Here is a 20,353-nt window from a genome sequence, read left to right as displayed (position 1 = left end):
TCAGGCCATCATCGCCTGATGCAGCGCGATGGCCTGTTCCAGATCGTCGAAATAGCGGATTTGCCCCTGATCCAGCACCAGCCCGGCATTGCAGAACTGGCGCAGCTGGCGCATCGAATGGCTGACCATGATCGCGCTGGACTGTTGCATCCGCGCGCGAAACAGGGCCTGGCTCTTGCGTTTGAACACCCCATCGCCGACCGCCGTCACCTCGTCCACCAGATAGGTATCAAACCGGATCCCCATCGAGGTGCCAAAGGTCAGCCGCGCGCGCATGCCGGCGGAATAGCCGCGCACCGGCATGTGGAAATAGTCGCCCAATTCAGTGAACTCCGCGACAAAATCCAGCAGGCTGTCAGTATCTACCCCGTAGATCCGCGCGACAAAGCGCACGTTCTGCGCGCCGGTCAGGTCGCGGTGGAACGAGCCGCCAAAGCCCACCGGCCAGGAAATGCTGCCCGCAGACCAGATCCGGCCGCGATCCGGGCGCAGGGTGCCGGCGATCATCTGCAACAGAGTGGTTTTTCCCGCCCCGTTGCGCCCCAGCAGCGCCAGCGACCGGCCGCGGGGCAGGGTCAGGGTCAGATCGTCGATCACCCACTGGCGCGCGCCACGGATGCGGAAGGATTTACTGACATGTTCAAAGTGGATCACCGGTGATCACCCGGTGATTGCCGCGGCCAACAGGGTCTTGCGAAACCCTGCCCGAGAGACCAGCGGTGAGACGCCATACCGCCCCCTCAGCCCCGGTCGCGGATGCTGTAATAGATCAGCGCCCCGATCGACCAGACCAGCACCAGGAACAGCCCCGCCAGACCGGTGAGGATCCAGCGGCGCGGATATTGCGCCGATTCCGCCAGGGTCGGCTTGATATAGACCGCCAGATAGCGGCTGTTGCGCGCCGCATCCTCGCGCGCCGCCTCCAGCGCGGTCAGCGCCGCGCGATAGGTCTGTTCGGCGAATTCGCGATTCACGTTCAGGGTTTCATATTCCGCGATCAGGTTCGGATAATCCTCGCCCACGGCCCCGGTATCGGTGTTGTCGCTGGCAAAGGTCTGGCGTTCGATGGCGATGCGCTCGCGGATCACGTCGATGCGCTGGCGGGCATTGATCAGGCGCGGGTCGTTGTCGCGGGTGGTGCCGCGCAGCATGTCAGAGGCGATCAGCGCCTCGGCCAATTGCTGCTGCAGGTTGTTCATCACCCCCATGCGGCTCTGGATATCCACCGCCGGGTCGACGATGCGGGTGCGGGTGCGAAACCCGGTCAGCGCCTCGCGGGCCGCACCAAGCCGTTCCAGCGCCTCCGCGACATCGCCGCGGGCATAGCGCATGGCGTCCTCGCGGGCCTGTTCGCTCAGGGCGTTGATACGGGCCTCGCTTTCGGCCACCACGGCGCGCGCGATCTTTTGCGCGATGTCCGGGTCATAGGCCAGCACCTGCACTTCGGTCAGACCGCTGGCACTGTCATAGGACAACCGCACCACCCGGCGCCAATACCAGAGCAGATCCTCCAGCGTCGCATCGGGCCAAAGCGCAAAGACAAAATCGCGCGGCCAGTGCTGGGTGTAATGGGCGCGCAGATCGGCCTGTGCATCGACCGCCGCGACCATCTCCTGACTTTGGATGAAGGCGTATAGAATGTCGCCATCGCTGGCGATGCCGCCGCCGCTGAACTGGGCCAGCCCGCCGAGGATGTCGGCGCTGGAGGTGTTGTGTTCCTGACGCACGGTGAACCCGGCGCTTGAATCGTAGCGCTCCACCGCCAGACCCCACAGATAGAAGATCACCAGCGCCAGCGGCACCAGCACTAAGGCGGCAAAACTGAGCGCAAGCCCCCAATGGCGGCGCTGCACCCGCGCCGCCGCTGCCACCGGGCGCCCCGGATCGGGGTGCGCCGCCGCAACCGGACCGGCGGGCCCGCGCCGGGGGCCGCCGCCGCCCGGCGCCTGGCGCCCCGGCCCGCCCCGGAGTTTGCGGGCCGTCGTAATCCCGGCGCCGGGCTCGGTCCTGCGGCTCATCGGCCCCTGCCCTGGCCCGAAGCCATTTGAATTTCAGCGCCGGCTCTTCCATAGTCGCTGCGATCCCGACCTGTCTTGCCAAATCCGGTTCTGCCATGTCTGTCCCGCCTGCCCCTGCCACCGCCCCGCCCGACCTGCGCCCGCGCCACCGCCCGGCGCGCAAATTCGCCACATTGCGGGTGGTGATGGCACTGATCCTGCGCGAAATGTCGAGCCGCTATGGGCGCACGCCGGGGGGCTATCTCTGGGGCGTTCTGGAACCGCTGGCGGCGATTCTGGTGCTGAGCATCGGGTTCTCGCTGATCCTGCGCACTCCGCCGCTGGGCACTGCGTTCCTGCTGTTTTACGCCACCGGTTTCTTGCCGTTCAATCTGTTCAACACCGTGTCCCAGATGGTGGCGCGTTCGGTCACATTTTCCAAACCGCTGCTGCAATATCCGGCGGTGACCTGGATTGACGCGGTGCTGGCGCGGTTCCTGCTCAACAGCCTGACCTCGGTGCTGGTCACCCTCCTCCTGCTGGGCGGGGTGCTGGTGCTGACCGAGACCCGCGCGGTGCTGGACCTCGCCGCGATCCTGAGCGCGATGGCGCTGACCATGGGGCTGGGGCTGGGCGTGGGCGTGCTGAACTGCGCGCTGATGGGACTTTTCCCGGTCTGGGAACTGATCTGGTCGGTGCTCACCCGGCCGCTGTTCATCGCCTCGGGGGTGTTCTTTCTCTATGATGACATGCCCGCGCTGGCGCGGGAAATCCTGTGGTACAACCCGTTGATCCACCTGATCGGCGCGATGCGCAGCGGGTTCTATCCGATGTATAGCGCCGCCTATGTCAGCAATCTTTATGTGCTGGCAGTGGCCGGGGGCACCTTGGCGCTGGGGCTGCTGCTCATGGGGCGCTATCATCGCGACATCCTGAATCGGTAACGATATGGGGCTCTATTCTGTGGGTCAGAGCCTGAGTGCCCGCCGCAAGCGACAGGATCTCGGCATGGTCCACATCCAGACGGCCGGCCAGCCCGTCGCGCACCGCCCGGCCTAACAGGCGCAGGAAAAGGGCCCGTTCGCCGCGGTGGTTGCGGGTCTTGAGCAGCCATTTGGGCAGCACCGCGAGCAAAGCCGGAAAGAACAGCCAGCCCGCGGCCTGGCGATAGACGATCAGCAGGTTGCGGTAATGGTAATAGCTTTTCCACAACGGGCGAAACCGGCGCTCGGCGGCATGCATCGTCGAGAAATCATGTTCAAAGCGCAGGCCCGGATCGAAGGCGATAAGCCCGCCCATGGCCCGCAGGTGCAAGGTGTAAAGCACATCATCGCCATAGACGAAGAGCCGCCCGTCGGGATAGCCCGCCAGTGCGATCGCCCGGCGCGACAGGAACAGCCCGACGAAGGACGCCCCATCGACAGCGCGCACGGTCTGGCCTGCGTAATCCGTCGCCGACAGGTGAAAGCCGTCGCGCCCCTGCCCCAGCAGCAGGCGCAGGAACGCACCGCGGTTCCAGAACGGGTTGAGCGAGGGGCGGTTGATGTCACAGATCCGCCCGTCCGGATGGCGCACCGCCGCCGCCCAGGCGTCGTGCTTTGAGCGGTCCTGCGCGTGGAATGCCAGCAGCGCGCCGGGATCGGGGCGCGCATCATCATCCATCACCACGACCCACGCGGGATCGAACCGCGCCACCGCCCGGCGCAGGCCCCACTCGAACCCGCCAGCGCCGCCCAGATTGCGCCGGCTCGTCAGCACCAGCAGCCGCGGATCGCGCAGCCCCGCCAGCCAAGCCCCGGTGCCGTCGCTGCTGGCATTGTCGACCACCACAACCGCCAGCAGCGCGCGCGGCGGGGTTGCCAGCAGCCGCCCGATGGTCAGCCGCAGATGCTCCAGGCGGTCATGGGTCACCACCACCGCCACCAGCTGCCCCTGCTCAACGCGATTCACCGCAAGCCCTTTCTTGCATAGGTTGACTCTTTCAACACACAAATCGCGGCACAAGTCAAATGCTGCGCCGCTCAAGGGTTTGACAGCGGGACCGGGCTGCGCCACCAATGGCCGCCATGAAAACCGCTCTCGTCACCGGCTCGGCCGGATTCATCGGCTATCACGTGGCCGCCCGGCTTCTGGGCGCGGGCTGGCGCGTGGTCGGTCTGGACAGTCTGGACCCCTATTACGATGTCGCGCTGAAACAGGCGCGGCACGACCGGCTGGCGCAAGCGCCCGGCTTCATCCCGGTGATCGCGCGGCTTGAGGAACCGGGCCGGCTGACGGCGCTGTGCGCGCAATACCGGCCCGAGATCGTGATCCATCTGGCAGCGCAGGCCGGGGTGCGCCATTCGATCGAGGCGCCGCGCTCTTATGTCGACAGCAACCTGATCGGACAGTTCGAACTGCTGGAGGCGGCCCGCGCCTATCCGCCGGCGCATCTGCTGGCGGCTTCGACCTCGTCGGTCTATGGTGCCAATAGCGAGATGCCCTATGGCGAGCGGGCCAAGGCCGACACGCAGATGTCATTCTATGCCGCCACCAAGAAGGCCGGCGAGGCGATGGCCCATTCCTATGCCCATCTTTACGACATCCCCACCACCATGTTCCGGTTCTTCACGGTCTATGGCCCCTGGGGGCGGCCCGATATGGCGCTGTTCAAATTCACCCGCGCGCTGCTGCGGGGCGAGGCAATCGACGTCTACAACCATGGCAATATGGAACGCGACTTCACCTATATCGACGACCTGATCGACGGCATCGCCGGGCTGATCGCGGCGGTGCCGGGCCCCGCGCCGGTGTCCGCCCGCGACAGCCTGAGCCCGGTGGCGCGGTTCCGGGTGGTCAATATCGGCGCCGATGCGCCGGTGGCCCTGAGCGATTTCATCGCGGCGATCGAAGCCGCCACGGGGCTGCAGGCGCAAAAGCGGATGCTGGACATGCAACCGGGCGATGTGCCCGCAACCTGGGCCGATACCGGGCTGCTGCACGACCTGACCGGCTATGCCCCCAAAACCGATGTGGCCACGGGGGTGGCCCGGTTCGTTGCGTGGTACCGGAGCTATTACAATCTGTGAAAAATGTTTCGCATGCGAAACAATAAGACAGCAGAGCTGACCCATATTGACGCGGCGCCAGAAGCGATTTCATGCCTCCGGCGGGGATATTTCCGAGCAAGAAGAAGGCGGGATTAGGTCAATCACCCTGCCCTATTGTTTCGCATGCGAAACATTTCAGGATCATTTGCTGGCGGTATTGGCCTTGAGGAAGTCTTGCAGGGCTTCGTAAAGCTCGGGCGTTACGCGCGCTCCGGTCAATTCGATCCGGTTCTGGGCCTGGGTAAAGCGCAAGGTCAGGCCGGGCGCGGGATGGGCGGTGACCCGTTCGGCCAAGGCCGGTGTTTCGGGCGCACGCAGGCGCGGGCGGGACGGCGCAGCGACGGGGGTCGCGCGGCCCGGATCCGCCAGCGCGTCGTTGAGCAGGCGCAGCTCTTCTTCGACCGTTTGCGGCTGGACCTCGCGCAGACGGGCGCGCAGACGGGGGCGGAACTCGGGGTCGCGGGCCAGCGCCTGGCTCAGCGCCAGACCCAGGCGCTCGCTGATCGCGGTGGGATGGCGCAAGACGGAATCAAAGGCTTCGACCACCGGGATGAAACTGCCAATCTTGGACCGTTTCGACCGTGTGGTTGCAGCAAACAGCCCCTGCAGCGCCGCGCGCTGGCTGTCATAGACCTCCTGATGCATGGCCCGGATGGCGATGCGGGCGCGCTCATAAAAGCTGAGATTGACGCGGATCTCGTTCTCTTCGACCATCGCGACATAGGCCGCACGGGCGCTGTCGGGGGTGGTGGTGATAGCCCGCACGGTGGCAAAGCGCTCCTCCCCGGTTGCCCGGTAGAGCCGGTCCAGGGCGGTCAGCCGCCGCCAGCCGGAAATCAGACCATAGGTCTTGCCCGCCTGGGGCGGATCCAGCGCGACCACCTCGATGGCGGTCTGCTGGCCCCGGGCGCGCAGCGAGGCCATCAGCGCTTGCAGCTCCTCTTCGTCCTGTTCCAGCCGGTCGCGCATCAGATATTGCGGGTCAATGGCGTCCAGCGGCAGTTCCTCGATCAGCCGCCCGCTGCTGCGCGCCTCTTCGATCGCCTCGGCCAGATCGGCCAGGGCGGCGCTGGCCGCAGCCTCGCCGGCAACCTGCGCGATCGGCGCCGGGCCCAGCCCGCTGCGCGGCGCCAGCGCCGCTGCAGGCTTGGCTGCTGGTGAAAAAGCGCCGGGTTGGGCGGGGGTCAGTCGTTTGCGTTTGGCCATGATCGTCTCCCTTGTCGGAGCTATATGCAGGATCGGTAAACCGAGGTTAAAGCGGGCGGGCGTTGCGTTGATCGCGCCGCCAGATGCCCAGCAGCAAGCGCTTGAACGCGGCATAGGTTTCATCAAAGGTCTCGCGGCCGCGGGCATAGGTCTCGCGGTTGAAATCGCGGTAATCGGCCTCGTAGATGCCCGCGACCTGTTCGCCCGCCTGTCCGATCAGCGCGGTGAAATCCTGGCGGTGCGGCGACAGGGTGGGGCCGAGATAGGACTGGATCAGCGCCGCCATCTCGCCCTGTTGCGCACCGTCATAGCGGGTGATCACCGCGCGCACCGCATCCCACTCAAAGGCGGTGCCGGGGCGGCCCAGGGCGCGGGCGGCGATGTTCTCGCCCTCTTCGATACTGGCAAAGGTGGAATGCAGCATGTCGAAGAACCGCCCGGTGGAATCGAATTCCAGAAAGGACGCGCCCAGCGGCACCAGCAGGATGTCGGCTGCCGCCAGCCCGTTGATTGTCAGATAGCCAAGCGCCGGGGGGGTGTCGATGAACACCAGATCATATTGGTCAAGCACCCCATCAGCCGCCAGCCGGTCCGACAGCGCGTCCCACAGTTTCCAGCCGCGCGCGGCCATGCGCCAGACCGGGATCTGGAATTCGGCCCAATACAGGTTCAGCTGCGCCCCGATCAGGTCGATATTGGGCCAGTGGGTGTTCTGGATCACGTCCTGTGCGGTCATTTCCAGGGCTGCATCCAGCGCCTCGTCCAGCGGTTGCGGGGCATCGCCCCGGTCCAGCCGACGCTGGTTCTCGCTGCGCAGATATTCGCCATAATGGCGCGCCAGCAGCGGAAAGGCGGTCTGCCATTCATCGGCCACGCGGCCGCCGAAGATCGAGGTCATCGAGCCTTGGGAATCAAGATCGATCACCAGCACCTTATAGCCATCAAGCGCTGCCGACATCGCCAGATGGGCGGCGGTCGAGGTCTTGCCGACGCCGCCCTTGAAATTGGCCACGGCGACCATTTTCGCGGGCAGGCCGTCGGGGCGCCAGGGCAGGTAATCCTTGGCCTTGGAGCCTTGCGCGGCAAAATGCGCGCGCAGGGTCAACACCTCGCCCAAGGTAAACCATTTGGCCCCGGCCGGGGTTTCGCTGCGCCCTTGGGGCAGCTCTGGATTGGCCCGCAACACGCGGCGGAAATGGGCCTGGGCCACCGGGATCAGATAGCGGGTGATTTCCCAGGTCGAGAATAGGCGCAGGTCTTTGTGCCCTTCGGTGTTTAAGCCGCGGCTGGCCAGATCGCTGCGCCCTTGGGCACAGGCGGCGGCAATCCGGGCAAAGCCGGCGGTGTCAGTGGAGGCATCGAGATCGGCCAGTGCAAGGTCCGGATCGATGTTGAAATAGGGCGGAAGCCCGGAACTGTCTTTTGCCATGATTCCTGCCTGATATGCCGTGTTTCGATCAAGATACCACAAAACGCAGCACATGGAAGAAAAACCGGCAGGCATCTGTGATTTTCTCAGTAAATCCGCCGTTTACCAGCTTTGATTATCGCATATTTGGGACAGTAGCGAATTATTTTCCCTGTTATATATGTGTTACTTAGTGTTAAGGGATTTTGCCACCTTTATAAGGTATTGAAACAGAACGGCAATTCAGTATTTTTTTGAACAAGGTGACTCTGAACCCCCGAAAGACTGACTCTGAACCCCCGATAGGATGATTCCGAACCCCCGTTGTCGCGGCCTGTGGGCAACTCTAGGCTGGGTGTCATTGAAACCACGAAGACGAGTCGGATAGCGACCATGAGCAGTGCAGCGACCCCCAGACAGGCGGGGAGACTTTTACCGGACCGGCATCGCCAGGGAGATTTCTTTCTCTGCGATGTGTTTGACGCGATCCCGAAAGATGACATGGCCAGTATGGAACATCCCATCTTCTCGTTGGGCACCCGGCCCGACCGGCGCATCCTGTCCTATGAGCACAACGGGGTCAGCATCACCGTCACCCCCAGCGTGCGCGGACTGGCGACGATCCATGACAAGGACATCCTGATTTTCTGCATCAGCCAGCTGATGGCGGCGATCAATGCCGGGCGGGCGACCTCGCGCCGGCTCTACCTCACGGCGCATGATCTGCTGGTGGCGACCAATCGCGAAACCAGCGGCGATTCCTATCGCCGCCTGCGCGAGTCGTTCGAGCGGCTCGCGGGCACCCGCATCACCACCAATATCGTCACTGGCGAAGAAGAGGTGACCAGCGGCTTTGGTCTGATCGAATCCTGGGAGATCGTGCGCCGCTCGCGCGGCGGGCGCATGGTCAGCGTGGCGGTGACCTTGTCGGAATGGCTGTATCGCGCGGTGCTGGGCAAGGCGGTGCTGACCCTGAGCCGCGATTATTTCCGCCTGCGCAAACCGCTGGAACGGCGGATCTATGAACTGGCGCGCAAACATTGCGGGCGGCAGGAAAGCTGGCGGGTGTCGGTGGACACATTGCTGAAGAAATCTGGCAGTGCCTCGCCGCGCCGGGTATTTCGCAAAATGCTGCGCGACATGATCGCCGCCGCCCATCTGCCGGATTACGAGATGGCCGAGGAACCGGGCGATCTGATCCGCTTTAGCGCGCGCGGCGCGGCGGTCGAGGTGCCGCCCCCGGTGCTGGGTGAGGACGCGCTGGCGGCGGCGCGCAAACTGATGCCGGGGGCCGATGTGCATTCGCTGGCGGCGGAATGGCGCGGGGTCTGGGCCCGCAGCGGCGCGCCGCGCCTGCGCCACCCCGAGGCGGCCTTTCTCGGCTGGGTCAAAAAACGGGCCGGGGAGGGGCATGATGAAAATTGAAGAAACGGCGCTGGCAGGGGTGCTGATCCTGACGCCGCCGCGCTTTGGCGATGCGCGCGGGTTCTTCAGCGAGACCTGGAATGCGCGTGCTATGAAAGCGGCCGGGATCGATCTCGACTTCGTGCAGGACAATCAGTCGCTCTCAAGGGCGGTGGGCACCGTGCGAGGCCTGCATTACCAATCCCCGCCCCACGCCCAGGCCAAGCTGGTGCGCTGCGGTCGCGGGGCGCTGTTTGACGTGGCGGTGGATGCGCGCCGCGGCTCGCCCAGTTACGGGCGCTGGGTCGGGGTCGAGCTGAGCGCCGAGAATGGCAAGCAGATGCTGATCCCGGCGGGCTGTCTGCACGGCTTTGTCACCCGCCGTCCGGATACCGAGATCCTGTATAAGTGCAGCGATTTCTACGCCCCCGACTGCGACGGTGCGGTGCGCTGGGACAGTTGCGGCATCGAGTGGGGGCTCAGCGCCGCGCCGGTGCTGTCGGAAAAGGACGCCCAAGCCCCGACCTGGGACGCCTTTGACAGCCCGTTTGTCTGGGACGGTGTGCCATGCGGCTGATCGTGACCGGCGGGGCCGGCTTTATCGGTTCGGCGGTGGTGCGCCTTGCGGTTGCGCGCGGCCATAGCGTGCTGAATATCGATGCACTGACCTATGCCGCCTGTCTGGAGAATGTCGCCAGCGTGGCCGCGGATCCCAATTACAGCTTTCTACAGGGGGATATCTGCGACCGGGCGGCGATGGACCGGGCCTTCGCAACCCATCGCCCCGACGCGGTGCTGCATCTGGCGGCCGAATCCCATGTTGACCGCTCGATCGACGGTCCCGGCGCATTTATCAACACCAATATCACCGGCACCTATACGCTGCTGGAAGCGGCGCGTGGCTTCTGGACCAAGGCCGGGCGGCCCGAGGGGTTCCGCTTTCTCCATGTCTCGACCGATGAGGTGTTCGGCTCGCTGGGGCCCGAGGGGCTGTTCACCGAAGACACCGCTTATGATCCGCGCAGCCCCTATTCCGCCTCCAAGGCGGCCAGCGACCATCTGGTGCGGGCCTGGGGCGCGACCTATGGGCTGCCGGTGCTGCTGAGCAATTGCTCGAACAATTACGGCCCCTATCATTTTCCCGAGAAACTGATCCCGGTGGTGATCCTGAACGCGCTGGCCGGGCGGCCGATCCCGATCTATGGCGCCGGCGAGAATGTGCGCGACTGGCTCTATGTCGAAGATCACGCTGATGCGTTGCTGACGGTGCTGGCAAAGGGGCAGCTCGGGCGCTCTTATAATATCGGTGGCGAGAACGAGGTGCGCAATCTCGATCTGGTGCGCCGGATCTGTGCGATCCTCGATGAACAGCGCCCCAAGGCGACGCCTTATGGCGATCAGATCAGCTTTGTCAGCGACCGCCCCGGCCATGACGCGCGCTATGCCATCGATCCTTCTCGTGTGCGCGAGGAACTGGGCTGGCGCCCGTCGGTGACGCTGGACCAGGGATTGGCGCAGACGGTGGCGTGGTATCTGGAGAACGAATCCTGGTGGCGGGCGTTGCAAAATCGCGACGGGGTGGGCGAACGGCTGGGCAGCGGAGACTAGCGCCGGTGCTTCTTTCTGGTCGAAAATACCCATCCGACAGATGCAGACATCTGTTTTCCTTGGCAAACCGAGCCTCCGGCGGGGATATTTCATGCAAGAAGAAGCAAAGGGGCGGGATATGACGATCTTGGTTTTTGGCCAAAGCGGACAATTGGCGCGCGAACTGGCCCGGGCGCGCGAGGTGCTTTGCCTTGACCGGGCCGGGGCGGATCTCAGCGATCCGGCGGGCTGTCGGGCGGCGATCCGGGCGCAGCGGCCAGCGGCGGTGATCAATGCCGCCGCCTATACCGCCGTGGACCGGGCCGAGGCGGAGGCGGCGCTGGCCACCACCATCAACGCCGATGCCCCCGGCGCAATGGCGGCGGAATGTGCCGGCCTTGGGATTCCCTTCCTGTCAATCTCCAGCGATTACGTGTTTGACGGCACCGGCCAGGTGCCGTGGAAACCGGGCGATGCGCCGGCGCCGCTGGGCGCCTATGGGCGCTCCAAGCTGGCGGGCGAGAAGGCCATCGCGCAGGCGGGGGGGGCCTGGGCGGTGTTGCGCACCTCTTGGGTGGTGTCGGCCCATGGCAGCAATTTCCTGAAAACCATGTTGCGCCTTGGCACCGGGCAGGGGGGCTTGCGCATCGTGGCCGACCAGATCGGTGGCCCGACCCCGGCGCGGGATCTGGCCGCGGCCTGTCTGACCGTGGTGCGCGGCTTGCAGGCGGACCCGCGCAAGGCCGGGATCTATCATTTTGCCGGCGCCCCGGATGTCAGCTGGGCCGATTTCGCGCGGGTGATTTTCGAGGCCGCGGGGATCGACTGCCGGGTCGAGGATATCCCGACCGCACAATATCCGACCCCGGCGGCGCGACCGCTGAATTCGCGGCTGGACTGCACCGCACTCGCGGCGACGTTTGGCATTTCACGCCCGGATTGGCGCAAGGGCATGAATGAAATCTTAGGCGATCTGGGGGTGACGACATGAGCGATCGCAAGGGGATCATTCTGGCCGGGGGCAGCGGCACGCGGCTCTATCCGATCACCATGGGGCTGAGCAAGCAGCTGCTGCCGATCTATGACAAACCGATGATCTATTACCCGCTCTCGGTGCTGATGCTGGCCGGGATCCGCGAGATCTGCATCATCACCACGCCGCAGGATCAAGACCAGTTCCGGCGCACGCTGGGCGATGGCCGCCAATGGGGCGTCGCGCTGACCTATGTCGCGCAACCCAGTCCCGACGGGCTGGCGCAGGCCTATGTTCTGGCCGAAGACTTCCTGGACGGCGCCGCCAGCGCGATGATCCTGGGCGATAATATCTTTTTCGGTCATGGTCTGCCCGAGCGGATGGCGGCGGTGTCGGAAACCGGCGGCACGGTCTTTGGCTATCATGTGGCCGATCCCCAGCGCTATGGGGTGGTCGATTTCGCGCGCGACGGCTCGGTGCGCGCCATCATCGAGAAGCCGCAGGTGCCGCCATCGAACTATGCGGTGACGGGGTTGTATTTTCTGGACGGCACGGCGCCCGAGCGCGCCCGCCGCGTCACCCCTTCGGCGCGCGGCGAGGTCGAGATCACCTCGCTGCTGGAGATGTATCTGGCCGAGGGCCAGTTGCAGGTGCAGAAGATGGGGCGGGGCTATGCCTGGCTGGATACCGGCACCCATGCCAGCCTGCTGGATGCGGGCAATTTCGTGCGCACCCTGGGTGAGCGGCAGGGCTTGCAGACCGGCTGCCCCGAGGAGATCGCCTATGGCAAGGGCTGGATCAGCGCCGCCGATCTGGCCGCCCGCGCCGATCTGTTCGCCAAGAACGGCTATGGCGCTTATCTGGCGGGATTGCTGGAGTGAAGGAGAGAAATCATGGCACAGGATCAGGACCACATGGCCGCGGCGATCGCGCTGGCGGAACGCAATGTCGCCGAGGGCGGCAGCCCGTTTGGTGCGGTGCTGGTGCAGGGCGGCCAGGTGCTGGAGCGCGCGGTGAACGAGGCCCATCTGAGCGGCGACCCCACCGCCCATGCGGAACTGGTGGCGATCCAGCGCGCCTGTCGCAGCCATGGCGCCGCGGCCGTGCGCGGGGCGACCATCTATGCCAGCGGCCAACCCTGTCCGATGTGTCTGAGCGCCTGTTATGCCGCCGGTCTGGGGCGGGTGGTCTTTGCCGGATCGAATGCAGAGGCGGCGCCGTTCGAGCTGTCCTCGCAGCGTATCTATGACGAATTTTCCCGCCCGCTGGCACAGCAGAGCCTGGCGATCGAGCAGCAGGCCAACGGCGCGCGTATTGCCGCGCTGTACCGGGACTGGCGGGCGCGTCAGGACGCCAAATAAGCCGGACGCCGCGCCGCCGGCTCCCGGCAGAGACCCGATGACGCCCTGAAGCTGGTGCCACCGGGCTGAAACCATTTCCCTTCTTGCCGTGGCCACGCTATTGGTGGGCAGAGCGACTCAACCATAGCGGGAGTTTCTGGTGGGGAATGCGCGCACGCTTGTTCTAGGCGCGACCGGGCGGATCGGGGGGCTGCTGCGCCGCGAACAGGGCGCGGGACCGCCGATGCGTTGGCAGACCCGCTCCGCGCCACCCGCGCCGGGCTGGGTGCGGGCGGATCCGCTGGACGCGGCCTCTGTCGCCCGCGCCGCAGAAGGCTGCGGCACGATCCTCTGTTTGGCCGGGGTCACGCCGGCGCGCGCCGCCCGTGGCGGCGATCTGGGCGCCAATGCGGCGCTGGCGCTGGCGGCGGGGCACGCGGCGGCGGCGGTCGGGGCGCGGGTGCTGCTGGTCTCATCGGCTTCGGTCTATGGCAACCGTTCCGGTCTGCTGGACGAGGCCACCCCCCTGGCGCCGGTCAGCCCCTATGGCATCGCCAAGCAAGCGATGGAAGCGCGCGCGCGGAATATTGCGGCGGTGCGGGGGGTGGCGCTGTGCAGCTTGCGGATCGGCAATGTCGCCGGGGCCGATGCCACCCTTGGCGGTTGGCAGCCGGGGTTCGCCCTGGATCGTTTTCCGAATGGGTGCACACCGCGGCGCAGCTATATCGGCCCGGTGACACTGGCGCGGGTGTTGCGCGCCCTGAGCGGGGCGCAGAACCTGCCCGCGGTGCTGAACATTGCCGCCCCCGGTAGCGTCGAGATGGGCGCGTTGCTGGATCAAGCGGGGCTGGGTTGGCAGCCGCGCCCGGCGCCCCAGGACGCGATTGCGCGTGTGGAACTGGCCACCGCGCGCCTGGCCCGGTTGGTCGATCTGCCGCCGGCGGCCGGGCAGGCCGCAACCCTGGTGGCCGAGTGGCAGGGCGGCGCGCCATGAGCGGGCGCAAACGTCTGCTCGATCTGGTCCTGGCCAGTGTTCTGGCGGTGATCCTGATGCCGCTGCTGGCGGGGCTGCTGGTCTGGCTGGCGCTGCGGCAGGGCCGGCCGCTGTTTCACGTGGCCGAGCGGATGCAAGGGGTCGGGCGGCCGTTTTGGTTGTGGAAGCTGCGCACCATGACGGTGGTGAAGGCGGATTGCGGCGTGTCGGGCGGCGACAAGGCGGCGCGGATCACCCCGACCGGGCGCTGGCTGCGCGCCCGCCGGCTGGATGAGTTGCCGCAACTGTGGAACATCCTCAGGGGCGATCTGAGCTTTGTCGGCCCGCGCCCGCCCTTGCGCCAATATGTCGAGCGCCACCCCGCGCTTTACGCAAGGGTGCTGCAAAGCCGCCCCGGCGTCACTGGGCTGGCCACGCTGGTCTATCACCGACACGAAGCATGGCTGTTGGCGCGCTGCACCACGGCGGCGGAGACCGATGCGGTCTATGGGCGCAACTGCGTGCCGCGCAAGGCCCGGCTGGATCTGATCTATCAGCGCCACCAAAGCCTGTGTTTCGATCTGGCGCTGCTGCTGGGCACGGCCGCCACCCTGCTGCGGCGCCGGCCATGAGAGATTTATCGCGCGCCGCAGGGGCCGGAAGATTGCGCGGCCTGATGGCAGCGCGGCATCTGAGCCTGCAGGGGGCGCCGTGTGTCTGTGACGGAGCAGTAAGCTGAATGCTGACCCTGATCACAGCGCTGACCCGCGCGCAGAAGACATTGATCTTCCTGACCATCGATCTGTGTCTTGTGCCGCTGGCGCTGTTGTTCACGTTTTGGGTACAACACCTGCCGGGTCCGGCCCTGGAACTGCTGGAACAGACCTTGCCGGTGCTGCCCTGGCTGTTGGGGCTGGTGGCGGCGCTGGCACTGGGGCTGGGCCTGCCGATGGTCCAGCTCAAGGCGTTCGAGGGGCGGGCGGTGGCACGCGCCGCAATGCTGGCGGCGGGGGCGGGGGCGGGGCTGGCCGGCCTGTTCTGGCTGGCCGGGCTGGGCTTGCCGCCCGGCTTCTATCTGGTCTTCGCGCTTGGGTATTTCCTGTTCATGATGGGGTTGCGCGCCATCCTGTTGCAGGTGGTGCTGGGGCTCTATCGGCGGGCCGGGCCGCGCCGGCGGGTGATGATCTATGGCGCTGGCACCACCGGGCGGCAATTGGCTCTGGGATTGAAAACCGATAAAACCATCGATCCGGTTGCCTTTATCGATGACAACATCTTGCTGCAGGGGGTGCTGGTGGCGGGCCTGCCGGTCTATCCCCCGGCCCGGCTGGCACAGCAGGCCCAGGCCCGCGATGTGCGGCGGATCCTGCTGGCGATGCCATCGCTGCGCCAGCCGAAACAGGCGCAGATCGCCCGCCGGCTGCAGCAACTGGGGCTGGAGGTGCAGACCCTGCCCAGTTTTGCCCAGCTGATCGGCGAAGAGGCGCTGGTGGACAAGCTGGTCCCGGTGGCACCGCAGCATTTCCTGGGCCGCGCGGCCCGCGACAATCGGCTGGGCAAGGGGGCGGCCGCCTATGCCGGGCGGGTGGTGCTGGTTTCGGGCGCGGGCGGCTCGATCGGGGCGGAACTGTGCCGCCAGATACTGAACTGCCGCCCCTCCCGGCTGGTCCTGTTCGAACTGAGCGAATTGGCGCTCTATACCGTGCACCGCGAATTGGGCCAGTTGCTCGAGGATAGCGCCATCGAACTGGTGCCGGTGCTGGGCTCGGTCACCGACCTGCGCCATGTGCGCCGGGTGCTGGCCAAGGAAGGGGTGCAGGTGGTGGTGCACGCGGCGGCCTATAAACACGTGCCGCTGATTGAGGCCAATCCGCTGAGCGGGCTGGCCAATAATGTCTTTGGCACCCAGATTCTGGGGCGTGCGGCCGCCAGAGCAGGGGTCGAGCGCTTCATCCTGATCTCCTCGGACAAGGCGGTGCGCCCGGCCAATGTGATGGGGGCGAGCAAGCGGCTGGCGGAACTGGTGGTGCAGGATCTGGCCACGCGCCATGACAGGACAGTGTTTGCCATGGTGCGTTTCGGCAATGTGCTGGGCTCATCTGGGTCGGTGGTGCCGCTGTTTCAGGAACAGGTCCGCCGCGGCGGGCCGGTCACCGTCACCGATCCCCGGGTCACGCGCTATTTCATGACCATCCGCGAAGCGGTGCAACTGGTGCTGAAGGCCGGGGCCGGGGCGCGCGGCGGCGAGACCTTTGTGCTGGACATGGGCCCGCCGGTGCCAATTCTGAAACTGGCCCGACAGGTCATCGAAAGCGCCGGATATAGCGTGCGCGACGCGGCCCATCCCGAGGGCGATATCGAGATCACGATCACCGGCCTGCGCCCCGGCGAGAAACTGCAAGAGGAGCTGTCGCTCAGCGGCGCGCTGATCCCGACCCCCTATCAGAAGATCTTTTGCGCCCGCGAGGCGCAGCTGTCGGAACTCGAGGTCGCGGCGGTGCTGCGGGGCTTGCGCGCGGCCCTGGCCGCAAGCGACGTTGCGGCGGCGCGGGTCGTGCTGGCGCATTGGGTGGAACCGGCGCCCTCCGACCCGCCGGTCAGGGCCGGGCGCAAAACCTCATAAGCCTGCGCGCGGCGCTGCCGGACCCCGGATCGGAGCCTTGCCCCGGCCTTAGAGATGCTGGACCAATATCTGCTGGTTTGCGGCATGGCGCTGCGCCAGTTTGCGCGCCTGTTTGCCGGGGGCAAGGCTGCGGGCGGCAAGCGGGACATGGTCGCGGCTCGCCAGTTCGGGGAACAGCGCGAAAATCTCGGCCCGGGCGGCATGGCCCAGGGATTTCAGCGCCTCGGGACCGGTATAGAGCGATTCCGTCTCGGCGCCATTCGAGACCACGACCTGATGCCGGTCGAACAGGATGTGGAAATATTCTACGGTTTCAATATCCTGCGCAGTTTCCACCCCGTCGATGGCGAGCAATTGCTTGGCGGCGACCAGCACCTCGTCGGTGGCGAAGATCCGGCGCGCGATCTTCGAGCGCACCAGCACCCGATGTTGCGGCGAGACCAGCAGATCGGAGGCGGGAATATTATCGCCCAGGGCCCCGGCGCGAATCCGGATCGGGCGCAGCTTGGGCTGGGCGGCCAGGGTCGCGGCATCCAGCCGGCGCGCGCCGATCCAGCGGATCGGTTGCGGCCCGTGATCGCGGGTCATGACCAGATCCCCGACCCGCAGCGTTTCGACCGCGGCCTCGCCCCGCGCGGTCAGGATCAGCGTGCCGGCGGCGAAACAGGGCACCAGGTTGCCGGGAAAGGTAAAGGTGCCGCCCCCCAGATAGGCCGATGGCTCAGACAGGAACATGTCGAACTCGGCCTGTGTCATCGGGATCTTGACGTTGACAGTCTCGCCCAGAAGGGGGGTTCCTGGCGAGGTAAGGTGCAGTTCTCCGTTGCGATAGGCGCTTCCCGGACCTTGAAGAAATTTGGTGTCGAGCTTCAGGTTGCTCCGACCGTCGATGGTGAACTGGTCCGTTGCCGCCATATCGGTGACGTTGAATGTCTGCGGCCCCAAGGCCAGAAGGGAAACAGCCGGAGGATCGTACACGAATTTCCCGGTATGGTGGATGCCGGTATATTTCACGTCGAACTTGTTCAGCAGCGTTTCGGTCAGGCCCGGGCTGATTGCGGAAGCGTCCAGCTTCACGATGCCGTCGTCGCGGATCTCGAACTTGGGATTGCTGAGAAGGTTCGCGGTGAGCAGGCCCTGATTGATTGTCAACTCGCCGCCGTTCTGTGCCGCGAAAGTCGGGCTTGACGCTGCCCCGGCGCCGATAATATTGCCGATGGTCACCTTGACACCGTCGACGACCAGAGTGCCGGAATCCACCACTTCGAGATGGATGACATCGCCGTCCTTGGCATTCTGGTCGTCGATGACGGTTTCACCGCTACCGAGCAGTTTCAGGTTGATGATGGCCATGGCCGGGTCCTCGTTACCGTTTTCCTATTGTTGACTGGGCTCATTCGTGTGCGGTTGCCAGTTGTAATGCAAGAAAGTTTTTCCCTGGGCCTCTGAAAAGCTGCCGCGGGCGGGCCGCTGATTTGTCCAAAACCCGAACCGTCATCGCGCCGATCCTGTCGCAAATTCGCCGTCAGCGGGGTCTTGTGCCTTGACGGCCCCGGTCTTTGGCGGTGGCGGCGCGCCACAGGCGAAACCGGCCCTGTCCGGTCACCTCATGGACCAGGCCGCTGGCCTCCATCCGGGCCAGATTGCGCTGCACCGCCGCGCGGCTGGCACCGGTCAGGGTTTCGGCCATCGGGGCCGAGACCAGCGGCCATTCCACCAGCACTGCGCGCAGGGCCGGGCCGGTGCGCCCCGAAAGCGGGGCCATGGCGGTCTCGGCGCGCGCCGCCCAGCTTTCGATATCGTCGAGCTGGCGCATCGCGGTCTGGATCGCGCGCTGCATCCCGTCGAGCCAGCGGCCAAGCCGCTCGGCCGGGGGGCCGCCGGCGTGCAGCCCGCCGGCGCCGCCCAGGGCCAGCGGCGCAAATACCGCGCCATTGCCGTCGCCGGCCGCGATCCGGCCCGCGGTGACCGCCGCTTCGAGCCGGTCGCCGGGCTGGTCGAGCCCGGCCAGGTTCCAGAGCTGCACCCCCATGGCGGCGCGGGTGATCGGGTGCAGGGCGCGCGCCGCCGCCAGCAGATCCAGCCAGGCTTGCGCGCGCGCGGCAAAGCCATCCGGGTCATCGGCCCGGCTTTCGGGGTCGCGGCGCTCAAGGAACCCGACAAGGTCCGCCTCGGGGCCGGGGCCACCGGTCAGGCGCCGCACCGCCCAGCCGACCCGGGCCAGCGCGCCGGTGTCGTCCTGCACGCTGGACAAGTGCATGGAGATCCAGAGCGCCAGCCGATCGGGGCCGATCCGGGCGCCGATGACCCAGCTGAGCTCTGCCGCCTCAAGCAGCGCCAGCCGATGCCGCCAGCCGTGCGGGGCGCGCTGCAGGCGGTCGCCAAGGGCGCCGAGCCGTCCGGCCACCTGTGCCAGATGCGCCGCATGGCCGGCCTCGGCCTGTGCCCAATCGGCCAGAATCGCGGTTTCCTGCGGTGCGGTCTGGGGTCCGGGGGGGCGGAACTCGGGGTCGGGCTGGCCACTGTCGGGCCGGAACCACAGCGCCGCTTCGGGGGGCGCATCATCTGGCCCGCTATCGTCGCGGAGAGCATGTGACACTGGTTTAGGGGGCTTCATATGTGCAAAATATAAGGATTTTGCACGGCACACAAGAGATTTGCGCCGCGCCGCGGCCCTTTGCTTTGGCAACCGGGGCGCGCGGGCCCAGCGGCAGCTTTGCGACGCGCGCGGGGCCGGACATTCGGGGGCAACAGGGCGGATGCGCCCCCAGATCGGGGCTTGCATTCGTTTGCAAAGGATCGTTTACAAGTAATATCTGAAAGTGCAAAGGGCGATTGCCATGTCCCTGATCGGCTATGCCCGGATCTCCACCGAAGAGCAGAGCCTGTTGCCCCAGCGCGAGGCCCTGCAAGCGGCCGGCTGCGGCGCAATCCATGAAGAGCAGGCCTCGGGCGGGGACCGCGCCCGGCCGGTGCTGGCCCGGGTGCTGGAGCGGATCGGCCAGGGCGAGACGCTGGTGGTGGTGCGGATCGACCGGCTGGCGCGCTCGCTGCCGCATCTGCTCGAGGTGATCGAGCGGCTGGAAGCCAAGGGCGCTTTCTTCCGCTCGCTGCAAGACCCGATCGACACCGCCTCGCCGCAGGGCAAGTTCACGCTTCAGGTTCTGGGGGCGGCGGCCGAGTTCGAGCGCGCGCTGATCCGCGAGCGCACCACGGCTGGTCTGGCCAGCGCCCGCCGCCAGGGGCGGATCGGCGGCAATCCCGGCCTGCGCGCGAGGGATCCGGCGGCGCTGCGCAAGGTCCGGCTGGCGCGCCAGAACGGTTATCTGGAGCGGCTGCACGCGACGGCGCCGGACTGGGTGCCCCAGGTGCGGCGCTTGCGCCCGGACATGGCTTGGGAGGATGTGCTGCGGATCGTCAACGCGCCTTTGCCCGCGGCGCGGCGCTGGACCCAAAGCCGCCTGCTGCGCGCGGTGAACGCCTATGTGCGCGACGGTTTCCTGCCCGCGACGGTGCTGGGCCGGGCCCGGCGCCGCGAGAGCGACGACCGCCTGCCCGCCATTGTCGCGGCGATCAAGGGCGCCGATCCCGAGATCACCTTGCAGGCGATCTGCGATCGGCTGGAAACCATGCGCGAACGCACCCCGCGCGGGCGGAGCAAATGGCAGCCGTCCTCGGTGAAACTGCTGCTCGAACGGGCACAGCGTCTGGGGCTGCTCGACTGAGAAAACCGCCTTTGCGCGGGCCGCTGGC

At 66.4% G+C, this 20,353-nt stretch carries 19 protein-coding genes; 12 read left to right on the top strand and 7 right to left on the bottom strand.

Going from position 1 to position 20,353, the window contains the following annotated elements; all coding sequences use genetic code 11:
- Complete coding sequence (locus tag JAO82_RS12245) at positions 1 to 654, bottom strand: ABC transporter ATP-binding protein (RefSeq protein WP_198686670.1); 654 nt, start codon at positions 652 to 654, stop codon at positions 1 to 3.
- A gap of 86 nt (positions 655 to 740) precedes the next feature.
- Complete coding sequence (locus JAO82_RS12240; RefSeq protein WP_232897375.1) at positions 741 to 2,018, bottom strand: sugar transporter; 1,278 nt, start codon at positions 2,016 to 2,018, stop codon at positions 741 to 743.
- Between the two features lie 95 nt (positions 2,019 to 2,113).
- Between JAO82_RS12240 and JAO82_RS12235 the strand changes: the two genes are divergently transcribed.
- A complete protein-coding gene (locus tag JAO82_RS12235) occupies positions 2,114 to 2,941 on the top strand; it encodes an ABC transporter permease (RefSeq protein WP_198686669.1) in 828 nt (275 codons plus the stop codon).
- On the opposite strand, the gene JAO82_RS12230 is transcribed toward JAO82_RS12235, so the two are convergent.
- On the bottom strand, positions 2,904 to 3,947 hold the full coding sequence (locus tag JAO82_RS12230) for a glycosyltransferase (RefSeq protein WP_332872528.1): 1,044 nt from the start codon (positions 3,945 to 3,947) through the stop codon (positions 2,904 to 2,906). The genes JAO82_RS12235 and JAO82_RS12230 overlap by 38 nt on opposite strands.
- A gap of 116 nt (positions 3,948 to 4,063) precedes the next feature.
- Here JAO82_RS12230 and JAO82_RS12225 point away from each other — a divergent pair, with 116 nt between their 5' ends.
- Positions 4,064 to 5,065 carry an NAD-dependent epimerase/dehydratase family protein gene (locus JAO82_RS12225; RefSeq protein ID WP_198686668.1) on the top strand — a complete coding sequence of 334 codons (1,002 nt, stop codon included), beginning with the start codon at positions 4,064 to 4,066 and terminating at the stop codon, positions 5,063 to 5,065.
- A 162-nt stretch (positions 5,066 to 5,227) separates the two neighbouring features.
- Here JAO82_RS12225 and JAO82_RS12220 read toward each other — a convergent pair whose 3' ends face one another.
- A complete protein-coding gene (locus JAO82_RS12220) occupies positions 5,228 to 6,292 on the bottom strand; it encodes a ParB/RepB/Spo0J family partition protein (protein WP_198686667.1) in 1,065 nt (354 codons plus the stop codon).
- A 46-nt stretch (positions 6,293 to 6,338) separates the two neighbouring features.
- Entirely contained in the window at positions 6,339 to 7,721 is a 1,383-nt protein-coding gene (locus JAO82_RS12215; RefSeq protein WP_198686666.1) for an AAA family ATPase, read from the bottom strand.
- A 372-nt stretch (positions 7,722 to 8,093) separates the two neighbouring features.
- On the opposite strand from JAO82_RS12215, the gene JAO82_RS12210 reads away from it, so the two are divergent.
- From JAO82_RS12210 to JAO82_RS12170, 9 genes are all read left to right on the top strand, one after another.
- Positions 8,094 to 9,125: a replication initiator protein A gene (locus JAO82_RS12210; protein ID WP_198686665.1), complete on the top strand. Its 1,032-nt coding sequence runs from the start codon at positions 8,094 to 8,096 to the stop codon at positions 9,123 to 9,125.
- The gene (gene rfbC, locus JAO82_RS12205; protein WP_198686664.1) at positions 9,115 to 9,681 is read left to right on the top strand and encodes a dTDP-4-dehydrorhamnose 3,5-epimerase; all 567 of its coding nucleotides are present in this window, start codon (positions 9,115 to 9,117) and stop codon (positions 9,679 to 9,681) included. Before JAO82_RS12210 ends, rfbC begins: the two co-directional genes overlap by 11 nt.
- Positions 9,672 to 10,712, top strand: coding sequence for a dTDP-glucose 4,6-dehydratase (gene rfbB / locus JAO82_RS12200; RefSeq protein WP_198686663.1), 1,041 nt, complete (start codon positions 9,672 to 9,674; stop codon positions 10,710 to 10,712). The genes rfbC and rfbB overlap by 10 nt, the downstream gene beginning before the upstream one ends.
- Before the next feature lie 118 nt (positions 10,713 to 10,830).
- Positions 10,831 to 11,682 (top strand): dTDP-4-dehydrorhamnose reductase, encoded by an 852-nt coding sequence (rfbD, locus tag JAO82_RS12195; protein ID WP_198686662.1) that lies wholly within the window; start codon positions 10,831 to 10,833, stop codon positions 11,680 to 11,682.
- The gene (gene rfbA / locus JAO82_RS12190; protein ID WP_198686661.1) at positions 11,679 to 12,545 is read left to right on the top strand and encodes a glucose-1-phosphate thymidylyltransferase RfbA; all 867 of its coding nucleotides are present in this window, start codon (positions 11,679 to 11,681) and stop codon (positions 12,543 to 12,545) included. The genes rfbD and rfbA overlap by 4 nt, the downstream gene beginning before the upstream one ends.
- Before the next feature lie 12 nt (positions 12,546 to 12,557).
- Positions 12,558 to 13,025: a nucleoside deaminase gene (locus JAO82_RS12185; protein ID WP_198686660.1), complete on the top strand. Its 468-nt coding sequence runs from the start codon at positions 12,558 to 12,560 to the stop codon at positions 13,023 to 13,025.
- 139 nt (positions 13,026 to 13,164) lie between these two features.
- On the top strand, positions 13,165 to 13,998 hold the full coding sequence (locus JAO82_RS12180) for an NAD-dependent epimerase/dehydratase family protein (protein ID WP_332872527.1): 834 nt from the start codon (positions 13,165 to 13,167) through the stop codon (positions 13,996 to 13,998).
- Positions 13,995 to 14,609, top strand: a complete 615-nt coding sequence (locus JAO82_RS12175; protein WP_198686659.1) for a sugar transferase — start codon at positions 13,995 to 13,997, stop codon at positions 14,607 to 14,609. The genes JAO82_RS12180 and JAO82_RS12175 overlap by 4 nt, the downstream gene beginning before the upstream one ends.
- 107 nt (positions 14,610 to 14,716) lie before the next feature.
- Positions 14,717 to 16,600, top strand: coding sequence for a polysaccharide biosynthesis protein (locus JAO82_RS12170; protein WP_198686658.1), 1,884 nt, complete (start codon positions 14,717 to 14,719; stop codon positions 16,598 to 16,600).
- 48 nt (positions 16,601 to 16,648) lie between these two features.
- Here the strand turns inward: JAO82_RS12170 and JAO82_RS12165 are convergent, their stop codons facing one another.
- Together JAO82_RS12165 and JAO82_RS12160 are read right to left on the bottom strand one after the other, a co-directional pair.
- Positions 16,649 to 17,953: a Hint domain-containing protein gene (locus tag JAO82_RS12165; protein WP_232897374.1), complete on the bottom strand. Its 1,305-nt coding sequence runs from the start codon at positions 17,951 to 17,953 to the stop codon at positions 16,649 to 16,651.
- 172 nt (positions 17,954 to 18,125) lie between these two features.
- Positions 18,126 to 19,217 (bottom strand): hypothetical protein, encoded by a 1,092-nt coding sequence (locus tag JAO82_RS12160; RefSeq protein WP_408635544.1) that lies wholly within the window; start codon positions 19,215 to 19,217, stop codon positions 18,126 to 18,128.
- A gap of 223 nt (positions 19,218 to 19,440) precedes the next feature.
- Between JAO82_RS12160 and JAO82_RS12155 the strand changes: the two genes are divergently transcribed.
- Positions 19,441 to 20,325 carry a recombinase family protein gene (locus JAO82_RS12155; protein ID WP_198686657.1) on the top strand — a complete coding sequence of 295 codons (885 nt, stop codon included), beginning with the start codon at positions 19,441 to 19,443 and terminating at the stop codon, positions 20,323 to 20,325.
- Positions 20,326 to 20,353: the final 28 nt, after the last annotated feature.

This window comes from Pontibaca salina, from assembly GCF_016307205.1.
GTDB lineage: Bacteria > Pseudomonadota > Alphaproteobacteria > Rhodobacterales > Rhodobacteraceae > Pontibaca > Pontibaca salina.
This window is presented reverse-complemented; position numbering and strand designations above follow the sequence as displayed.